Source organism: Microbacterium sp. R1 (assembly GCF_015159725.1).
GTDB lineage: Bacteria > Actinomycetota > Actinomycetes > Actinomycetales > Microbacteriaceae > Microbacterium > Microbacterium oxydans.
On record NZ_JADDUD010000001.1, the window covers coordinates 343,870 to 360,132 of the forward strand.

Sequence of the window (16,263 nt, forward strand, 5' to 3'; positions counted from 1 at the left end):
GCCCCGCGTCCCCTCCTTCCCCGACGACAGGCACCCACACACGCGCATGTTCAGCCAGCTCCTCCGCAACAGCGTGCTGCGACGCATCCTCGCAGCCCTCGGCACGCTCCTCGGCGTCGCCATCTTCGTCTTCCTGATGCTGCGCGCCATCCCCGGCGACCAGATCAGCTCCGGCCTCGGCACCGAGGCAGCCGCGCTCACGCCCTCGCAGCGCGCCGCCCTCGAGGCGTACTACGGCCTCGACCAGCCGCTCATCGTGCAGTTCTTCTCCTGGCTCGGCAACATCTTCACGGGCAACCTCGGATTCTCCTCCCGGGCACAGACGAGCGTCCTCGACCTCACGGCCGCAGCCCTGCCCGTGACGTTCGAGCTCGCGATCATCTCGATCGTGATCGCGCTGGCCATCGGCATCCCGCTCGGCATGCTCTCCGCCTCGAAGCCCGACTCGTTCCGCGACGGCGTCGGACAGGTGGTGGGTCTCGCCGGTCTCTCGATCCCCGCGTTCCTGCTCGGCACCGCGTTGCTCGCCATCCTCGCCCAGTCGTTCGGATTCAACCCCAACGGGCAGGCGTACGCGACGCTCTTCGAGGACCCGCTGCTGAACCTGCAGCAGATGCTGCTGCCCTCGATCGTGCTCGGCTTCGGCATCGCCGCGCCGATCATGCGCACGACCCGCACCGCGGTGCTCGAGATCCGCTCCAACGACTTCATCCGCACCGCCAGGGCGAAGGGCGTGCCCCCGCGTCGACTGCAGGTGCGCCATGTGCTCGGCAATGCCCTGGTGCCGATCGTCACGATGACCGGTCTGCAGTTCGGCTACCTCCTCGGAGGTGCGGTCGTGGTGGAGCAGATCTTCTCGCTCCCCGGTATCGGACGCCAGGTGCTGCTGGGCATCCAGCAGAAGGAGTACGCGCTCGTGCAGAGCACCGTGCTCGTGATCGCCCTCGCATTCGTCATCGTCAACCTGTTCACCGACCTGCTCTACCGGGTCATCGATCCTCGGGTGCGTGCCGCATGACCGACATCTCTCAGACTCCGACCATCGCGCCCGGCGGCGGGCGCACCATGGAGCGCGTGCGTCTCCTGCTGCGCAGCCGCAGCGGTCTCGCCGGCCTCATCATCGTCGTGCTGCTCGCGGTGCTGAGCCTCGTCTCGGCGTTCGGCCTGCTGCCGTTCGATCCGCTCGCGCAGGATCCGCCGTCCCGTCTGCAGCCGCCGTCCGCCGTGCATTGGTTCGGCACCGACCAGTTCGGCCGTGACGTGTTCTCGCGCGTCGCAGCCGGCGTCGCCAACTCGGCGCTCATCTCCGTGGTCGCCGTGGCGTTCGCGACCGTCGTCGGCACGGTCTGCGGACTCATCGCCGGGTTCTACCGCGGGTTCTCCGACGGGGCGATCACCGCGATCACCAACGTGCTGTTCGCCTTCCCGCCGCTGCTGCTCGCCCTGTCGCTGGCGTCCGTGTTCGACCGCAACTGGTTCACCATCGCCGTGGCCATCGCGATCGTCTACGTGCCGATCTTCATCCGCGTCACGCGCGGACCCGTGCTGTCGCTGCGCGAGGTGGAGTACGTCAAGGCGGCCAAGAGCACGGGGCAGAGCCGCATGGCCACCATGTTCCGACACGTGCTGCCGAACATCACCTCGATCATCATCGTGCAGGTCACCCTCTCCCTCTCGTGGGCTGTGCTGACCGAGGCCTCGCTGAGCTTCCTCGGACTCGGCACGCCGCCGCCGGCGCCCTCGCTCGGGTCGATGATCTTCGAGGCGCGGACGCTCGTCACGATCGCCCCGTGGACGATGATCGCGCCGGGCGTGATCGTCGTGCTCCTCGTCGTCGGTCTGAACCTGCTCGGCGACGGCCTGCGCGACAGCCTCGACCCTCGGAACAGAGGAAAGCGATGACCATGGAGGATCTCGGCGCACTGGCCACCGAGGCCAGCGACCCCCGTTACGCGGAGCTCGACCGGATGAGCGTCGCCGAGCTCGCGCAGACCATGAACGAGGCGGATGCCACGGTGCCGGCCGCGGTGCAACGCGCTCTGCCGCAGATCGTGCCGGCGATCGAGGCGACGGCCGCCCGCATGGCGCAGGGCGGACGCCTGGTCTACGTCGGCGCAGGAACTCCCGGACGCATCGGCGTGCTCGATGCCTCCGAGTGCCCACCCACGTTCAGCACCCCGCCTGAGCTCGTGTTCGCGATCATGGCCGGCGGTCCGGGTGCGATCGTGAACCCGGTCGAGGGTGCGGAAGACGACGCGGAGGCGGGAGCTGCGGCCATCGACGCGGCGGGGATCGGTCCGCTCGACACCGTGATCGGCATCGCCTCCAGCGGACGCACGCCGTACGTGATCGCGGCAGTGCGCCGGGCACGCGAGCGCGGGGCGCTCAGCATCGGCCTTTCGTGCAACGTCGACACCGCGCTGAGTGCCGCCGCCGAACACGGCATCGAGGTCGAGGTCGGTCCGGAAGTGCTCTCCGGCTCCACCCGTCTCAAGTCGGGTACCGCGCAGAAGCTCGTGCTCAACATGTTCTCGACCATCTCGATGGTCCGGAACGGCAAGGCCTACGGCAACCTGATGGTGGATGTGAAGGCCACCAACCACAAGCTGCGCGAGAGGGCGATCCGGATGGTGCAGACCATCGCGGACGTCGACCGCCCCGCCGCCGTCGCCGCCCTCGAGGCCGCGGCCCACGACGTGAAGCTCGCGTCGATCATGATCCGCCGCGGTGAGGACCTCGCCGCGGCCACCGCACGACTGGACGCGGCCGATGGTCGGCTGCGCACCGCACTGGAGGAGAACTGATGCGCGTCCTCGGACTGATCTCCGGCACCTCGCACGACGGGATCGATGCCGCCGTCGTCGACTTCACGACCAGCGGAGGGTTCACCGACCACGGCGTGGATCTGCGCGGGAGAGTGCTCGCGGCGACGAGCGTGCCCTACGCGCCCGAGCTGCGGGCACGGCTGATCGCGGCACTGCCGCCGGCGCAGACCACCCTTGCCGAGGTCGCCGAGCTCGACACGCTCATCGGCCAGGCGTTCGCCGAGGTCGCCGCCGACATCGCCGCAGAGGTCGGCGGCGTCCATGCGGTCTGTTCGCACGGTCAGACCGTGTACCACTGGGTCGACGGCGCCCACGCGCTCGGCACCCTGCAGATCGGTCAGCCCGCCTGGATCGCCGAGAAGGTCGGCGTGCCCGTGGTGTCCGACATCCGCATCCGCGACATCACCGCGGGAGGACACGGAGCTCCGCTGGTGTCGTTCCTGGACGAGCTGCTGCTGCGCGGCCGCGCCGGCGTCTCGGCGGCGCTGAACCTGGGTGGCATCTCGAACATGACCGTGGTGCGGCCCGACGGCCTGGTCGCCTATGACATCGGACCGGCGAACGCGCTGGTCGACGCGGTCATCGTGGAGCACGGCCTCAATCCGCTCGGCTACGACGACGACGCCGCGATCGCCCGCACCGGACAGGTCGATGAGGCGCTCCTGGCCGCTCTGCTCGACGACCCGTACTACGCGCTCACTCCGCCGAAGAGCACCGGCAAGGAGCACTTCCACCTCGGCTACGTGCACGAGCACCTGGCAGCGCAGGGCCGCGAGATCGCGGTCGCCGATGTCGTGCGCACGCTCACCGAGCTGACCGTGCGCACCGTCGCGCGCGACGTGGAAGCCGCCGGGATCGGATTCCTCGCCGTGTCAGGTGGCGGCTGCCGCAACCCGCTGATCCTCGAGGGGCTGCGCGCCGCGCTCCCCGGGACCGAGGTCGTGCTGGCGGACGAGCTGGGGGCTGCGGCCGACAGCAAGGAGGCGATCCTCCTGGCGCTGATCGGCTGGTCCACGATGCACGGCGTGCCCGCGATCGTCCCCGGCGGCACGGGAGCGCGCGAGCCCCGGATCCTCGGCACCATCACGCCGGGCGTCGGCCCGCTGCAGATGCCGGAGCCCGTCGCCGCCATCGACTCCCTCGTGCTCACGGAGGCCCCGGCATCGTGAGTCTCCAGGTGCGCCCCGCCACCCCGGATGACCTGTCCGGGGTGCTCGGCGTGTTCCTCGCCTGTTGGCGGGAGAGCTATCGCGGCGTGCTCTCGGATGCGGCGATCTATGCGATGACCGACGAGCGGGCGGAAGCGCTGTGGCGTCGGGTGCTCGCCGACCCGCGGGGCGTCGTGCTGCTGGCCGAACGCGAGGGCGAGATCGTCGGGATCACCCGCTACGCCGCCCCCACCGGTGACGCCACCACCGGTGATGACACCGCCGGTGATGACACCACCGCAGACGACGACCGTGTGGACGGGGCCGTGCACTCGCTGTACGTCTCGCCCCGAGCCCACGGCGGCGGGATCGGCGGCGCACTGCTGGCACGCGCGTCCGACGACCTGCGGGCGGCGGGGGCCGAGGCGGCGACGCTCTGGGTGTTCGCGGCCAATACCCCCTCGATCGGGTTCTACGAGTCGAAGGGCTGGCACGCAGACGGGGCCACCCGCACGCAGCCGGAGTTCGGCGAGCCGGAGCAGCGTATGCGCAAGGAGTGGGCATGAGTGCGGGATCGAACGCCGTGGTGGGTCTCCGCGTGCTCCGGGTCTCGTCGCCCCTGGTGCGCCCCTTCGTCACGGCCGTGCGCCGCACCGACCACCTCGACGTCGTGCTCGTCGAGGTCACGGATGCCGACGGTCGCCACGGATACGGGGAGGCCGCCACGAGCTGGCGTGTCACGGGGGAGAGCCCGCCGAGCGTGGCCGCTGCCGTGGCGGGGCCGCTCTCCGAGGTCGTCCTCGGCCGTCGCGCCGATGACGCAGGGATCGCAGCCGACATCGCACGGTCCGTCTGGGGCAATGCCGCCGCCCGCAGCGCGGTCGAGTGCGCCGTCGCCGACCTCGCCGCCCGGCAGCGGGGATCGTCGCTCGTCGCCGACCTCTCTCGCAGCCCCGCTGCCGTGCACAACTCCTCAAGACCGTCGCGCATCCGCACCGACATGACCTTGTCCGCGGGGGAGCCGTCGGCGTTGGCGCTGCTTTCCGAGGAGCACGTCATCGCCGGCTTCGGCTGCCTCAAGATCAAGGCCTCCGCCGCGCACGACACCGTCGCCGGACTCCGTGCCGTCCGCGCCGCGGTCGGGCCCGAGATCACGCTGCGCGTCGACGCGAACCAGGCCTGGGACGCCGAGACGGCGATCCGCATCATCCGTGCCGCAGAGGACGCGGGGCTCGGGGTCGAGCTGGTCGAGCAGCCGGTCGCCGCGCACGACCTGGACGCGCTCGCCGCCGTGACCGACGCGGTGGACACCCCGATCATGGCCGACGAGTCGGTGCGTACGGCGCGCGATGTGCGTCGGATCTCCGACCGCGGTGCCGCCGACCTCGTGAACATCAAGCTCGCCAAGACCGGCGGTCTCGCCGAGGCGCTCGCTGCCGCTGAGGCTGCGCGTGCGGCCGGGCTCGGCCTCGTGATCGGCTGCATGATGGAGTCGCACGTCGGAGTGAGCGCCGCCGCCCATCTCGCGGCCGCCGTCGCCCCGGATGTCGTGCACGATCTGGACGCGGCGTTCTGGCTGCAGAGCTCGCCGGTGACCGGCGGAGTCGCGCTGACCCGGGATGAGTTCGATCTCGGCATCGAACTCGGCATCGACCTCGGCAGGGGGAACGGCATCGGCGTCACGGGTCTCGTCGCCGAAGAGTCGGAGATCCTCCTCGACCTCTCCGCGGGAGCAGGGGTGAGTGCATGAGCGCCGACGCAGCGGTCTCCGTGGTCCTGGCCGCACCCTCCGCCCCGCGCGGCGTCGTCGCGGGTGTCATCACGGACGCCGGGCGGGATGTCGCCGCCGGCGGTCTGGCCGACCTCGCCGGGACCGCCATGACCACCGGCACCGCCTTCGACATCGCCTCGGTGTCGAAGGTCGCCGCGACCACCACCGCGGTCCTCCGGCTGGTGAGCGGCGGCGAGCTGGGCTTCGACGACCCGGTCGACCGCTTCGTCCCCGGCACCGCCTGCGCGCCCGGGACGACCGTCCGCCACCTGCTGCAGCACCGTGCCGGTCTCTGGGAGTGGCAGCCGCTGTACCTCGACCGCGAGCATGCCGGGGATCCGGCGAGGGCGATCGACGCGATCCCGCTCCGATACGCCCTCGACGAAGGTCGACACTACTCCGACCTGGGGTTCATGCTGCTCGGTCGAATCATCGCCGCGATCGCCGGACAGCCCCTGGACGCCGCAGTGCGGGAACTCGTCACCGCGCCGCTCGGTCTCGCCCGTACCGGCTACGGTCCCGTCGGTCAGCCCGTCGCCTCCTCCGCTGTCGGCGATGCCGCCGAGCGCCGGATGGTCGCGACCGGAGTGCCGTACCCCGTGCTCACCGCGGACACCGACTTCGCCTGGCGCACCGACGAGATCAGCGGTGTCGTGAACGACGGGAACTGCTTCCACGCCCTCGGTGGCGTGTCCGGGCATGCGGGGTTCTTCAGCACCGCCGACGACCTGTTGACCCTCGGTGCCGCGCTCGCCGCACCCGAACGACACCCGGAGCTCTGGGAGCCGGATGCCGTGGCCGAGCTGTTCCGAGACGGCCCCGACACCGGCCAGGCACTGGGGTGGCGCAGCGACACGGTGGCCGTCGCCGGTCGGCCCACCCGGATGCTCTGGCATCCCGGCTTCACCGGATGCGCGCTCGGGATCGTGCCGGGGACCGGTACGTCCGCGGTGCTGCTGACCAACCGACTCTTCGCCTCCGAACCCGTGCCGACCGAGACGCTGTGGCGCGCAGCGCTCCCCGCGCTCCTGCCCTGCGGCACCGACCCCGGCAACAACGCTTCTGACAACGCTTTCGACACTGAAGGAACGAGTACCCCATGAGCACCACCGAGCCCGTGCTGAGCATCAGCGGCCTCGCCGTCGCCTTCCGGACCGGTTCCGAGCTGGTCACCGCGGTCAGCGACGTCACCATCGACATCGCCGCAGGTGAGACCGTCGCGGTCGTGGGGGAGTCGGGGTCGGGCAAGTCGACCACTGCGGCCGCGGTCAACCGTCTGCTGCCGGAGAACGGCGTGATCACGGCCGGCAGCATCCGCTTCGACGGTCGTGAGCTGACCGATCTGCCCGAGAACGCGATGATCTCGCTGAGGGGCGCCGGGATCGGGCTCGTGCCGCAGGATCCGATGTCGAACCTCAACCCGCTCATGCGCGTGGGCGAGCAGATCGGCGAAGCGCTCGAGGTGCACGGGTACACGCGCGGCGACGCCACCACGGCACGGGTCGTCGAGCTGCTGGAGATGGTGGGGATCGCCGATGCCGCGCAGCGCGCGCACCAGTATCCGCACGAGTTCTCCGGCGGCATGCGTCAGCGTGTCCTGATCGCGATGGGCCTGGCCTGCAAGCCGCGCCTGCTGATCGCCGACGAGCCCACCTCCGCGCTCGACGTGACCGTGCAGCGCCGCATCCTCGACCAGCTCGATTCGCTCACCGACGAACTCGGCACTGCGGTCTTCCTGATCACGCACGACCTGGCCCTCGCCGCCGAGCGCGCCGACCGCATCGTGGTGATGTTCCGCGGTCGTGTGGTCGAGGAGGGCACCTCCGCCCAGGTGCTCGGCGCCCCGCAGCACGAGTACACCAAGCAGCTGCTCGCCGCGGCTCCGAGCCTCGCCTCGCACCGTGACGCCCTGCCGCAGCGCGAGACCTCAACGGGTACGCCGTTCGTCGAGATCCGCGACCTCCGCAAGGAGTTCGCCCTGCGCGCGCCCAAGCCGGGGGAGCCCGAGACGTTCACCGCCGTCGACGGGGTCAGCTTCGAGATCCGCCGCGGCACGACGGTCTCGATCGTGGGCGAGTCGGGATCCGGCAAGTCGACCACGGCGAACATGGTGCTCGGCCTCGAGGATGCCACGTCGGGGTCGATCCTGTTCGACGGGCTCGACCTGACCACGCTCCGGCGCAAAGAGCTGTTCGCCCTGCGCCGTCGCGTGCAGCCCGTGTTCCAGAACCCCTACGCCTCGCTCGACCCGCGTTACACGGTCGAGCAGTCGATCGCCGAGCCCCTGCGCGTGCACCGCATCGGCACCGCGGCCACCCGGCACTCGCGCGTGCTCGAGCTGCTGGAGCAGGTGGCCCTGCCCGCGGCCATGGCCGAACGACTGCCGCATGAGCTCTCCGGAGGGCAGCGTCAGCGCGTGGCGATCGCCCGGGCACTCGCGCTCGAACCCGAGCTGGTGGTGCTGGACGAGGCGGTGTCGGCCCTCGACGTGCTGGTGCAGGCGCAGATCCTCGACCTGCTCGCCGACCTGCAGAAGCGGCTCGGGCTCAGCTACCTCTTCATCAGCCACGACCTCGCGGTGGTGCGCATGATCTCCGACGAGGTGCACGTCATGCAGCGCGGTGTCGTGGTCGAGAGCGGCACCCCCGAGCGCATCTTCGACGCCCCGCAGCACCCGTACACGCGAGAGCTTCTCGCCGCGATCCCCGGGGCGTCTCTGGCGTCCTGATCGCGCTCGGTCGTCGACCACCGCCGTCGTCGACGACCGCAGGTTCAGCGCTTGCGGTCGTCGTCGTCCCAGGGGCCTTCCCACCAGCCGGCGCGGTCGTCGTCGCCGGGGCCGCGCCGACGGGAGCGGACGAACTGCACGATGAAGACCGTCAGCGTCGACAGTAGGATCACGAACATCACGAGGAACAGCAGGTCGCTCTGGTTCATGGGCGTCTCCCTTCCGCAGCGTCCGCCACGATCTTGGCGATGCGCGCCGCCCGGGTCTCCGGTCTCTTGGCCATCGCGATGTGGGTGAGTCCGAACTTCTTCACCGACTTCGGGAATGCGTCCCAGTTCGCGCGCGCGACGGGCAGAGCATCGAGCGCGGTGGTGAGTTCGTCCGGCTCGATACCCGCCTCCGGTCCGTCGAGCACGGTCCACGAGCCGTTGGCCTTCGCCGTCTCCAGCGCTCGGATGCCGGCGGGTGCGAGCATTCCTGCCGCTTCCAGTTCGGCGATGCGCGCCTTGTTGGTGGCCGCCCACCCGCTGCCGGGACGCCGCGGCGAGAACCACTGCCCGTTGGCGCGGTCGTCCGTCCCGTCGCCGAACACGCGCACGGGGCCGTCGATCCATCCGAAGCAGAGCGCCTGACGGACGGCATCCTCGTAGCCGACGCCGTCCGACGCCCCGCGCACGCTCAGCAGCCAGACCCCCGCCGTGCGCTCGTGATTCTCCTCGAGCCAGGCGCGCCACGCCGCCGCATCAGCGGCCCGGAACCGTTCCCCCTCGTCCAGCGCGCCCACGGGCTACTTCTTCGTCTTGCCCGGCTTCACCGTCGTGATCGTCTCGGTGATCCGCGGCAGCAGGTCGGCCACCGACTGCACGATCTCGTCGGGGCGGAACGGGTACTTCTCGATCTCGGCCTGGTCGCTGATCCCGGTGAGCACCAGCACGGTGTGCAGGCCCGCCTCGATGCCGGCGACGACGTCGGTGTCCATGCGGTCGCCGATCATGCCCGTTCGCTTCGAGTGCGCGCCGATCTTGTTCAGCGCCGAGCGGAACATCATGGGGTTCGGCTTGCCGACGACGTAGGGCTCCTTGCCCGTGGCCTTCGTGATGAGGGCGGCGATGGCTCCGGTGGCCGGCAGTGGACCGTCGGTGCTCGGCCCCGTGGCGTCGGGGTTCGTCACGATGAAGCGTGCGCCGCCGATGATGAGCCGGATCGCCTTCGTGATCGCCTCGAAGGAGTAGTTGCGCGTCTCGCCGACCACCACGAAGTCCGGGTTCGTCTCGGTCATGATGAAGCCGGCGTCGTGCAGGGCGGTGAGGATGCCGGCCTCGCCGATCACGAAGGCCGAGCCGCCGGGGAGCTGCTGCTTCAGGAAGTCGGCTGTCGCGAGCGCCGAGGTCCAGATGCGCTCCTCCGGCACATGCAGGCCGCTGATGCGCAGGCGTGCGGACAGGTCGCGTGCGGTGAAGATCGAGTTGTTGGTGAGCACCAGGTACGGGATGCCGGCGCTCTCCCATCCGGCGAGCAGTTCGGATGCTCCGGGGATGGCGTCGTTCTCATGGACGAGCACGCCGTCCATGTCGGTGAGCCAGCATTCGATGTCGTCACGTTTTGCCATGTGCACAGCCTAGGGGCCGCACCTTTCCGGCGTCAGGCCGTGAGCCAGATCGCGTCGGCGGCGTGCGCGACCTCGGCCTCCGCGCCGCCGACGGAGAAGCCGCCGTCGGTCACCTCGACCTCGACGCCCACGGCGATCCCGGCAGCTTCGACGGCGCGGAGCACCTCGGGGTCCTGGTCGCTCACCCGCAGCACGCGGCCGACGTGTCCGACAGGGGCATCGGCGAGCAGCACGAACGGAGCGCGTTCGATGCGGCCCTCGGCGTCCGGGATCGCGTCGCCGTGCGGGTCGAAGCGGGGGCGTCCCAGGCGCGCATCGATGCCCTCCAGCAGCCGGTCGCTGATGGTGTGCTCGAGCACCTCGGCCTCGTCGTGCACCTCGTCCCAGCCGTAGTCGAACTCCTGCACCAGCCAGGTCTCGACCAGGCGGTGCCGGCGCACCATGGCCAGCGCGCGCTTCGTCCCTGCCTCGGTCAATCGCACCGCTCCGTAGGGCACGTGCGAGACGAGTCCGGCGGCGGCGAGCTTCTTCACCATCTCGGTGACCGACGATGGCGCGATGCCGAGCTTCGCGGCCAGCACCGAGGGGGTGATCGGTGCGTCCTGCCACTCGGTATGCGCGTAGACGGTCTTCAGATAGTCGTCAGCTGCAGGGGATGCCACCCGCCCAGCCTACGTGGTGCTCTCGCGCGCCCATGCGGTGAGTCCGTGGATGAGCGCCCGCACCCCGATCTCGAACGTGCGGCGGGCGGGGTCGGTGCTGAGCCGGGCCCTGGCGGCCTCGGCCTCGGCGAAGGTCGGGAAATGCGGGGCGAGCTCTCCCGGTGCCATGTTGTCGGCGGGGGCGAGGGCGTCCAGCGCGGAGCCGATGATGAACGACTCCAGTGCCACGATGGCGTCCACGATGGTCTCGGTGGGCCACCCGTCGTGCGCGAGCAGGCGTGCGATCTGGTCGTAGTCGGCGAACGAGCCTTCGTCGGCGTCGATCGGCGAGGTGGCGAGCATCACCATGGCCTCCGGTGCGGCGATCGCGGCGTCGCGGTAGCTGTGCGCCCAGGTGAGCAGTGCGTCCTCGACGGGCAGCTCGTGGAGGACGGGGGAGACGAGCGCACGGCTGACCTGCCCGCGCATGGCCCGGATCACGGCGTCCCGGTTGGCGAAGTGGTGATAGAGCGCGGAGGTGCGCACGCCGAGCGATTCCGCGAGTGCGGTCATGGTGAACTGTCGCGGCGTGCGCTGGGCGCTCAGCCGGAACGCGGCCTTGAGGATGCGCTCCTCGGTGAGCACCTGGGTCGACGGCCGCCCGACGCTGCGCGGAGATTTCGTCATCGTGCTCGATTCTGCTCAGGTGTCTGGTATTTTATTGAAACTCTTTCAATACTGAACTCTTCAACGGACGAAGGCACAGTCATGACCGGTTTCGACGCCGACACCATTGTCACCGGCGCACGCGTGGTGACGATGGACCCGCGCCGCCCGTTCGCCACAGCCTTCGCCGTGCGCGAAGGGCGCTTCCTCGCGGTCGGGGACGATGCGCTGGTCCGAGAGCTGCGCGGACCTCGCACCCGCGTACGCGATCTCGGTGGAGCGGCCGTCACGCCTGGCCTCATCGACGCGCACCTGCATCCGATCCAGGGGATCGAGCTGACGGCGGGCATCGACCTCGGCGGTCTGACCACCGGGGCGGCGCTGCTCGCCGCCCTTCGCGTCGAGGCCGACCGCGCGCTCGCCGAAGATGCGGACCCGTGGGTGCGCGGCTGGAATCTCGACTACGACGTGTTCCACGACCTGCCGATGACCGCCGCCGCGATCGAGGACGCGGTGCGCGGACTCCCGGCGCTGCTCATCGTGTTCGACGGGCACACCGCTCTCGCCAGCCACGCCGGCCTGGCCCGGGCGGGCATCACCGGCGCACGCGCGTTCGAGGATTCGTCGTGCGTGGTCGTCGATGCCGACGGCCACCCCACAGGGGAGCTGCGCGAACTCGGCGCCTACGAGCCGGTACGTCTGAGCGCGCCCGCCCGGACCCGTGAGCAGACCCTTGCCATCGGGCACGACCTGCTGCGCGGACTGCGCGACTCCGGACTCACCGGCGGCACGATCATGGACGGCGGCTTCGCCACGCTCGATCTGCTCGATGCTCTGGAGCAGGGTCCGGGTCTTCCCGTCCGCATCGTCTCGGCGATCGACCACGAGCCCGGCTTCGACGAGGAACGGACGATCGAGAACCTGCGGATGCGGGACCGACGCGGCGAGCGCTGGCGGGGCGGATCGGTCAAGCTCTACGCCGACGGCGTGGTCGAGACGGGGACCGCCTGGCTGCACGCGCCCGATTCCGCCGGCGAGGGACTGGAGCCGTTCTGGAAGGACGTGGCCGCGTACGGCCGCACCGTGCGCCGATACACCGAGGCCGGGTTCCAGGTCGCGACGCACGCGATCGGCGACCGGGCGGTGGGCGAGGTCGTCGACGCGTACCTCGCGGCCGGCGTACGCAGCGCTTCCGGCGCCCCGCATCGTATCGAGCACCTCGAGACGACGACCGACCGCGATGTCGCTCGCATCGCCGCCGCCGGGATCACCGCCTCGATGCAGCCCCTGCACATGCAGTGGCGCAAGGCGGACGGCTCGGACGACTGGTCCCACCGGCTCGGACCCGAGCGTGCCGCGCGCGCGTGGCGGGTGCGCGACTACTGGGACGCGGGAGCCCCTCTCGCCCTCGGGTCGGACTGGCCCATCGCGCAGAACGATGCTCGTATCGGCCTCGCATGGTCGATGCTGCGCCGACGGCCCGGTGACCCTGATGCGCCCGTGTTCGAGCCCGACCAGGTGCTCACCCCGTACCAGGCGCTGCACGGCTACACCGTGGGCGCCGCCCTGGCTCAGGGAGATGCCGACCTCGGCCGCATCGCCCCCGGGTTCAAGGCCGACTACGCCGTGTGGGCGGAGAACCCGCTGCACGTCTCCCCGGACGACCTCCCCGTCCTTCCCGTACGGGGGACGGTCGTCGGCGGCGTCGAGCCCTGACCCCGGCTCGCCGCCCCCTCGCGCCCGCATCCTCCACACTCCTTCACACTGAGGTGACCCCCATGCCCGAATTCGGCGCTCTCGCGCTCCTGCCCATCGTGGTGATCCTGATCGTCGCGGTCGCCACCAGACGCACCCTGTTCGCCCTTTTCTGCGGCACCGTCGCCGGGGCGCTGATCCTCGGCGGCTGGGGCGGCTTCGACGTCTGGGTCGAGTACACCGGCACAGCCCTCTCCAACGAGACGGCGCAGTGGCTGCTGCTGATCGTCGCGCTGTTCGGCATGCTGATGATGCTGTTCGAGAAGTCGGGCATCGTCACCGATTTCGCCGACTGGGCCGAGCGGTTCGTCACCTCCCGGCGCAAGTCGCTGGTGCTGACCTTCCTGCTCTCGATCGTGCTGTTCGTCGACGACTACCTCAACGTGCTCACCACCGGCACATCGATGAAGCGGGTCACCGACCGCTACCGGGTTCCGCGCACCCAGCTCGGCGCGATCATGAAGATGACGGCCGCGCCGATCGCCGTCCTCATCCCCGTCTCGACGTGGGCTCTGTTCTTCTCCGGGCTCTTCGAGGCGCAGGGGGTGACCGTCGGCGGCACCGGCTTCGGGGCGTACCTGCAGGCGATCCCGTTCATCTTCTTCGGCTGGGCAGCCCTGGCCGTCGCCCTCCTGATGAGCGTCGGCTGGCTGCCGAGGTTCGGCGCGATCAAGCGCGATGCGATCCGTGCCGAGCGCGATGGCGACGTCTTCCCGGTCGGCACGACCGACGAGGAGCGCAGGGCCGAGGGGGCGGCTCTCCTCGCCGAGCTGAAGGCGGACGACCCGGACGGCTCGACCGCGCAGCGGGTGGCGACAGCCCTCGCGACGTCGACCGAGACCGGGAGAAAGCCGCAGCCGTGGGGATTCCTGATCGCCATGGCCGTGCTCGTCGGAGTGACGATCGCGACGAACGCCAACGTGGTCGCCGGCACCGCCGCGTCTCTCGCGGTGACGATCGTGATCGTGCTCGTGCAGCGCCGACTTCGCATCCGCGGGGTGCTGGACGCCGCGCTCGAGGGCATCGAGAGCATGCTGTTCGTGATGGTGCTCACCGTGCTCGCGTTCATGGTGCAGGAGATGAACATCACCCTGCAGCTGGCGGAGTTCGTGATCCAGGTCACCGAGCCCGTGCTCACTCCGGCCCTGCTGCCGGCGATCGTGTTCGCGGTGTGCGGCGTCTACGCCTACGCGACGGGATCGTTCTGGGACCTGGCCGCCGTCATCACCCCGGTCGTCCTCCCTCTCGCGATCGCGCTCGGAGCGGATCCGATCCTCGCGGGTGCCGCCGTGTTCTCCGGTGCGGCGCTCGGCAGCACCACGTGCCTGTACGGCGACGGCATCATCCTCGCGTCGCGGTCGATCGGCATCAAGCCGATCAATCTGATGCTCGCGATCCTGCCCTACGCGGGGATCGCGGCCGGATTGTCGTTCGTGCTCTACCTGGTGACGGGATTCGTCACGGCGTAGTGCCGTCAGCGCGGGTCAGTTCGCGACGGCGACCAGGATGCCGAACGCGGCCTGACCCGCGAAGAAAACGACGAGGAACCCGAGGAGCGCGGCGGCCAGAGACAGGCGGCCGTCGAAGTCCTCGATGTCGGCCATGCCGATCTTGCGTGCCCGGAACGCCAGCACGAGCGTGGCGATTCCGAGGGCGAGCTGCACCCACGGGCTCGCGAGGTCGATGACCTTCGGGAAAGCGATCAGCACGGCGCCGATCACGCCCGTCGCGAAGCCGGTCCAGGTGAGGATGCGGACGTTGCGGCGGGCGTTCTCGGCAGACATGTGTCGAGCCTATCCGGGCTCAGGCGCCCGTCAGCACCAGCCAGAGCAGGGCGCCGTTGAGCGCGATCAGGAGCACGGAGGCGATCACACCTGCCGCCGTCGTCCAGCGGCTGTTCACCCAGGAGCCGAGGGTGCGTCGCTGCGCGGTCAGGGCGACCAGGGGGATCAGTGCGAACGGGATCCCGAACGACAGCACCACCTGGCTGAGGACCAGCGCGAGCGTCGGGTCGAAGCCGATGCCGAGGATCACGAGCGCCGGGATCAACGTGACCAGTCGACGGGCGAGCAGGGGGATGCGCACATGCAGCAGGCCGTGCATGATCTCCGCCCCGGCGTAGGCGCCCACCGAGGTCGACGCCAGCCCTGAGGCGAGCAGACCCACGGCGAAGAAGGTCGCCACGACCGGCCCGAGTCCGGCAGCGAGCGCGGCGTGCGCGCCCTCCAGGGAGTCGGTGCCCTCGACTGCCGCGAGGTTCGCGGCGGCGAGCAACAGGATGCACAGGTTCACGGAGCCGGCGACCACCATGGCGATCGACACGTCCCAGCGGGTGGCCGTGAGCAGGCGGCGGATGCGCGACGCCTCGGTGCGCACGGCCTCGTCGCCGATGTGGTCGGTCGCGGCGCCGAAGCGGTCGCGGGCCAGGGAGGAGTGTGCGTAGATCGCATGCGGCATGATCGTCGCGCCGAGGATGGAGGCGGCGAGCAGGACCGAGCCGGTGTCTTCGAACCGGGGCACCATGCCGCCGATGACGCCCGCCGGGTCGGGGGGCGCGACGAACACGCCTGCGACGAAGCCGATCGTGATGATCGCCATGAGCGCGATGATGACGAACTCGAACGGACGGGCACCGCGACGGCTCTGCACCGTGAGCAGGATCATCGAGACCGCGCCGGTGATGAGGCCGCCGAGCAGCAGCGGCACGTCGAACAGCAGGTTGAGGGCGACCGCGCCTCCGATGACCTCGGCCAGGTCGGTCGCCATCGCGACCAGCTCCGCCTGCAGCCAGTATGCACGGCGGGCCCAGGGGCGCGTGAGCCGTGAGCCCAGCAGCTCCGGGAGGCTCTGCCCGGTGACGACCCCGAGCTTGGCCGACAGGTACTGGATCAGCCAGGCCATCACGTTGCCCGCGACCACGACCCACACCAGCAGGTAGCCGTACTGCGCCCCCGCGGTCATGTTGCTGGCGACGTTGCCGGGGTCCAGGTAAGCGACGCCCGCGACGAGGGCCGGCCCGAGCAGCCACAGACTGCGCGGAGCCCTGGCCGGGGGAACGGTCGGGTTCGTCATCGGAGCGGAAGCATTTTTAGGCACACCGAAACCGTAGCGTATTTTTCG

Annotated in this window: 17 protein-coding genes; 10 read left to right on the forward strand and 7 right to left on the reverse strand. The window is 70.3% G+C overall.

The features are described from left to right. Positions 1 to 46: 46 nt before the first annotated feature. Genes ILP86_RS01615 through ILP86_RS01650 form a run of 8 tightly spaced genes read left to right on the forward strand, consistent with a single transcriptional unit; the run spans position 47 to position 8,472 of the window. Positions 47 to 1,018 (forward strand): ABC transporter permease, encoded by a 972-nt coding sequence (locus ILP86_RS01615; RefSeq protein WP_193761226.1) that lies wholly within the window; start codon positions 47 to 49, stop codon positions 1,016 to 1,018. After that, complete coding sequence (locus ILP86_RS01620) at positions 1,015 to 1,902, forward strand: ABC transporter permease (protein WP_058631719.1); 888 nt, start codon at positions 1,015 to 1,017, stop codon at positions 1,900 to 1,902. The genes ILP86_RS01615 and ILP86_RS01620 overlap by 4 nt, the downstream gene beginning before the upstream one ends. Next, complete coding sequence (gene murQ / locus ILP86_RS01625; protein WP_193761227.1) at positions 1,899 to 2,804, forward strand: N-acetylmuramic acid 6-phosphate etherase; 906 nt, start codon at positions 1,899 to 1,901, stop codon at positions 2,802 to 2,804. Before ILP86_RS01620 ends, murQ begins: the two co-directional genes overlap by 4 nt. Continuing rightward, on the forward strand, positions 2,804 to 3,994 hold the full coding sequence (locus tag ILP86_RS01630; protein WP_193761228.1) for an anhydro-N-acetylmuramic acid kinase: 1,191 nt from the start codon (positions 2,804 to 2,806) through the stop codon (positions 3,992 to 3,994). Before murQ ends, ILP86_RS01630 begins: the two co-directional genes overlap by 1 nt. Next, positions 3,991 to 4,539 carry a GNAT family N-acetyltransferase gene (locus ILP86_RS01635; protein WP_179515753.1) on the forward strand — a complete coding sequence of 183 codons (549 nt, stop codon included), beginning with the start codon at positions 3,991 to 3,993 and terminating at the stop codon, positions 4,537 to 4,539. Before ILP86_RS01630 ends, ILP86_RS01635 begins: the two co-directional genes overlap by 4 nt. Then, positions 4,536 to 5,723, forward strand: a complete 1,188-nt coding sequence (locus tag ILP86_RS01640; protein WP_193761229.1) for an enolase C-terminal domain-like protein — start codon at positions 4,536 to 4,538, stop codon at positions 5,721 to 5,723. Before ILP86_RS01635 ends, ILP86_RS01640 begins: the two co-directional genes overlap by 4 nt. Continuing rightward, positions 5,720 to 6,847 (forward strand): serine hydrolase, encoded by a 1,128-nt coding sequence (locus tag ILP86_RS01645; protein ID WP_193761230.1) that lies wholly within the window; start codon positions 5,720 to 5,722, stop codon positions 6,845 to 6,847. Before ILP86_RS01640 ends, ILP86_RS01645 begins: the two co-directional genes overlap by 4 nt. Beyond that, positions 6,844 to 8,472 (forward strand): ABC transporter ATP-binding protein, encoded by a 1,629-nt coding sequence (locus ILP86_RS01650; protein WP_061015772.1) that lies wholly within the window; start codon positions 6,844 to 6,846, stop codon positions 8,470 to 8,472. The genes ILP86_RS01645 and ILP86_RS01650 overlap by 4 nt, the downstream gene beginning before the upstream one ends. Positions 8,473 to 8,516: 44 nt before the next feature. On the opposite strand, the gene ILP86_RS01655 is transcribed toward ILP86_RS01650, so the two are convergent. Genes ILP86_RS01655 through ILP86_RS01675 form a run of 5 tightly spaced genes read right to left on the reverse strand, consistent with a single transcriptional unit; the run spans position 8,517 to position 11,409 of the window. Continuing rightward, entirely contained in the window at positions 8,517 to 8,681 is a 165-nt protein-coding gene (locus tag ILP86_RS01655) for a hypothetical protein (RefSeq protein ID WP_164734122.1), read from the reverse strand. Next, the gene (locus tag ILP86_RS01660; protein WP_046747459.1) at positions 8,678 to 9,256 is read right to left on the reverse strand and encodes a YdeI family protein; all 579 of its coding nucleotides are present in this window, start codon (positions 9,254 to 9,256) and stop codon (positions 8,678 to 8,680) included. Before ILP86_RS01660 ends, ILP86_RS01655 begins: the two co-directional genes overlap by 4 nt. Before the next feature lie 3 nt (positions 9,257 to 9,259). Continuing rightward, entirely contained in the window at positions 9,260 to 10,081 is an 822-nt protein-coding gene (locus ILP86_RS01665) for an HAD-IIA family hydrolase (protein WP_046747460.1), read from the reverse strand. A 32-nt stretch (positions 10,082 to 10,113) separates the two neighbouring features. Continuing rightward, positions 10,114 to 10,743, reverse strand: a complete 630-nt coding sequence (locus tag ILP86_RS01670) for a metal-dependent transcriptional regulator (RefSeq protein WP_046747461.1) — start codon at positions 10,741 to 10,743, stop codon at positions 10,114 to 10,116. A 9-nt stretch (positions 10,744 to 10,752) separates the two neighbouring features. Beyond that, positions 10,753 to 11,409: a TetR/AcrR family transcriptional regulator gene (locus ILP86_RS01675; RefSeq protein ID WP_082682592.1), complete on the reverse strand. Its 657-nt coding sequence runs from the start codon at positions 11,407 to 11,409 to the stop codon at positions 10,753 to 10,755. Positions 11,410 to 11,490: 81 nt separating this feature from the next. Between ILP86_RS01675 and ILP86_RS01680 the strand changes: the two genes are divergently transcribed. Together ILP86_RS01680 and ILP86_RS01685 are read left to right on the forward strand one after the other, a co-directional pair. After that, positions 11,491 to 13,104 (forward strand): amidohydrolase, encoded by a 1,614-nt coding sequence (locus ILP86_RS01680; protein ID WP_193761231.1) that lies wholly within the window; start codon positions 11,491 to 11,493, stop codon positions 13,102 to 13,104. Positions 13,105 to 13,166: 62 nt separating this feature from the next. Next, positions 13,167 to 14,612, forward strand: a complete 1,446-nt coding sequence (locus ILP86_RS01685; RefSeq protein ID WP_046747464.1) for a Na+/H+ antiporter NhaC family protein — start codon at positions 13,167 to 13,169, stop codon at positions 14,610 to 14,612. A gap of 15 nt (positions 14,613 to 14,627) precedes the next feature. Here the strand turns inward: ILP86_RS01685 and ILP86_RS01690 are convergent, their stop codons facing one another. Together ILP86_RS01690 and ILP86_RS01695 are read right to left on the reverse strand one after the other, a co-directional pair. Continuing rightward, entirely contained in the window at positions 14,628 to 14,927 is a 300-nt protein-coding gene (locus ILP86_RS01690) for a hypothetical protein (protein WP_046747465.1), read from the reverse strand. Between the two features lie 19 nt (positions 14,928 to 14,946). Then, the gene (locus ILP86_RS01695) at positions 14,947 to 16,215 is read right to left on the reverse strand and encodes an Nramp family divalent metal transporter (RefSeq protein WP_193761232.1); all 1,269 of its coding nucleotides are present in this window, start codon (positions 16,213 to 16,215) and stop codon (positions 14,947 to 14,949) included. Positions 16,216 to 16,263 lie beyond the last annotated feature (48 nt).

Excerpts from the sequence above, each read along its gene's own strand:
- ILP86_RS01615 (WP_193761226.1), top strand. The coding sequence starts at position 47 with ATGTTCAGCCAGCTCCTCCGCAACAGCGTGCTGCGACGCATCCTCGCA.
- ILP86_RS01620 (WP_058631719.1), top strand. The coding sequence starts at position 1,015 with ATGACCGACATCTCTCAGACTCCGACCATCGCGCCCGGCGGCGGGCGC.
- murQ (WP_193761227.1), top strand. The coding sequence starts at position 1,899 with ATGACCATGGAGGATCTCGGCGCACTGGCCACCGAGGCCAGCGACCCC.
- ILP86_RS01630 (WP_193761228.1), top strand. The coding sequence starts at position 2,804 with ATGCGCGTCCTCGGACTGATCTCCGGCACCTCGCACGACGGGATCGAT.
- ILP86_RS01640 (WP_193761229.1), top strand. The coding sequence starts at position 4,536 with ATGAGTGCGGGATCGAACGCCGTGGTGGGTCTCCGCGTGCTCCGGGTC.
- ILP86_RS01645 (WP_193761230.1), top strand. The coding sequence starts at position 5,720 with ATGAGCGCCGACGCAGCGGTCTCCGTGGTCCTGGCCGCACCCTCCGCC.
- ILP86_RS01650 (WP_061015772.1), top strand. The coding sequence starts at position 6,844 with ATGAGCACCACCGAGCCCGTGCTGAGCATCAGCGGCCTCGCCGTCGCC.
- ILP86_RS01655 (WP_164734122.1), bottom strand. The coding sequence starts at position 8,681 with ATGAACCAGAGCGACCTGCTGTTCCTCGTGATGTTCGTGATCCTACTG.
- ILP86_RS01665 (WP_046747460.1), bottom strand. The coding sequence starts at position 10,081 with ATGGCAAAACGTGACGACATCGAATGCTGGCTCACCGACATGGACGGC.
- ILP86_RS01675 (WP_082682592.1), bottom strand. The coding sequence starts at position 11,409 with ATGACGAAATCTCCGCGCAGCGTCGGGCGGCCGTCGACCCAGGTGCTC.
- ILP86_RS01680 (WP_193761231.1), top strand. The coding sequence starts at position 11,491 with ATGACCGGTTTCGACGCCGACACCATTGTCACCGGCGCACGCGTGGTG.
- ILP86_RS01685 (WP_046747464.1), top strand. The coding sequence starts at position 13,167 with ATGCCCGAATTCGGCGCTCTCGCGCTCCTGCCCATCGTGGTGATCCTG.
- ILP86_RS01690 (WP_046747465.1), bottom strand. The coding sequence starts at position 14,927 with ATGTCTGCCGAGAACGCCCGCCGCAACGTCCGCATCCTCACCTGGACC.
- ILP86_RS01695 (WP_193761232.1), bottom strand. The coding sequence starts at position 16,215 with ATGACGAACCCGACCGTTCCCCCGGCCAGGGCTCCGCGCAGTCTGTGG.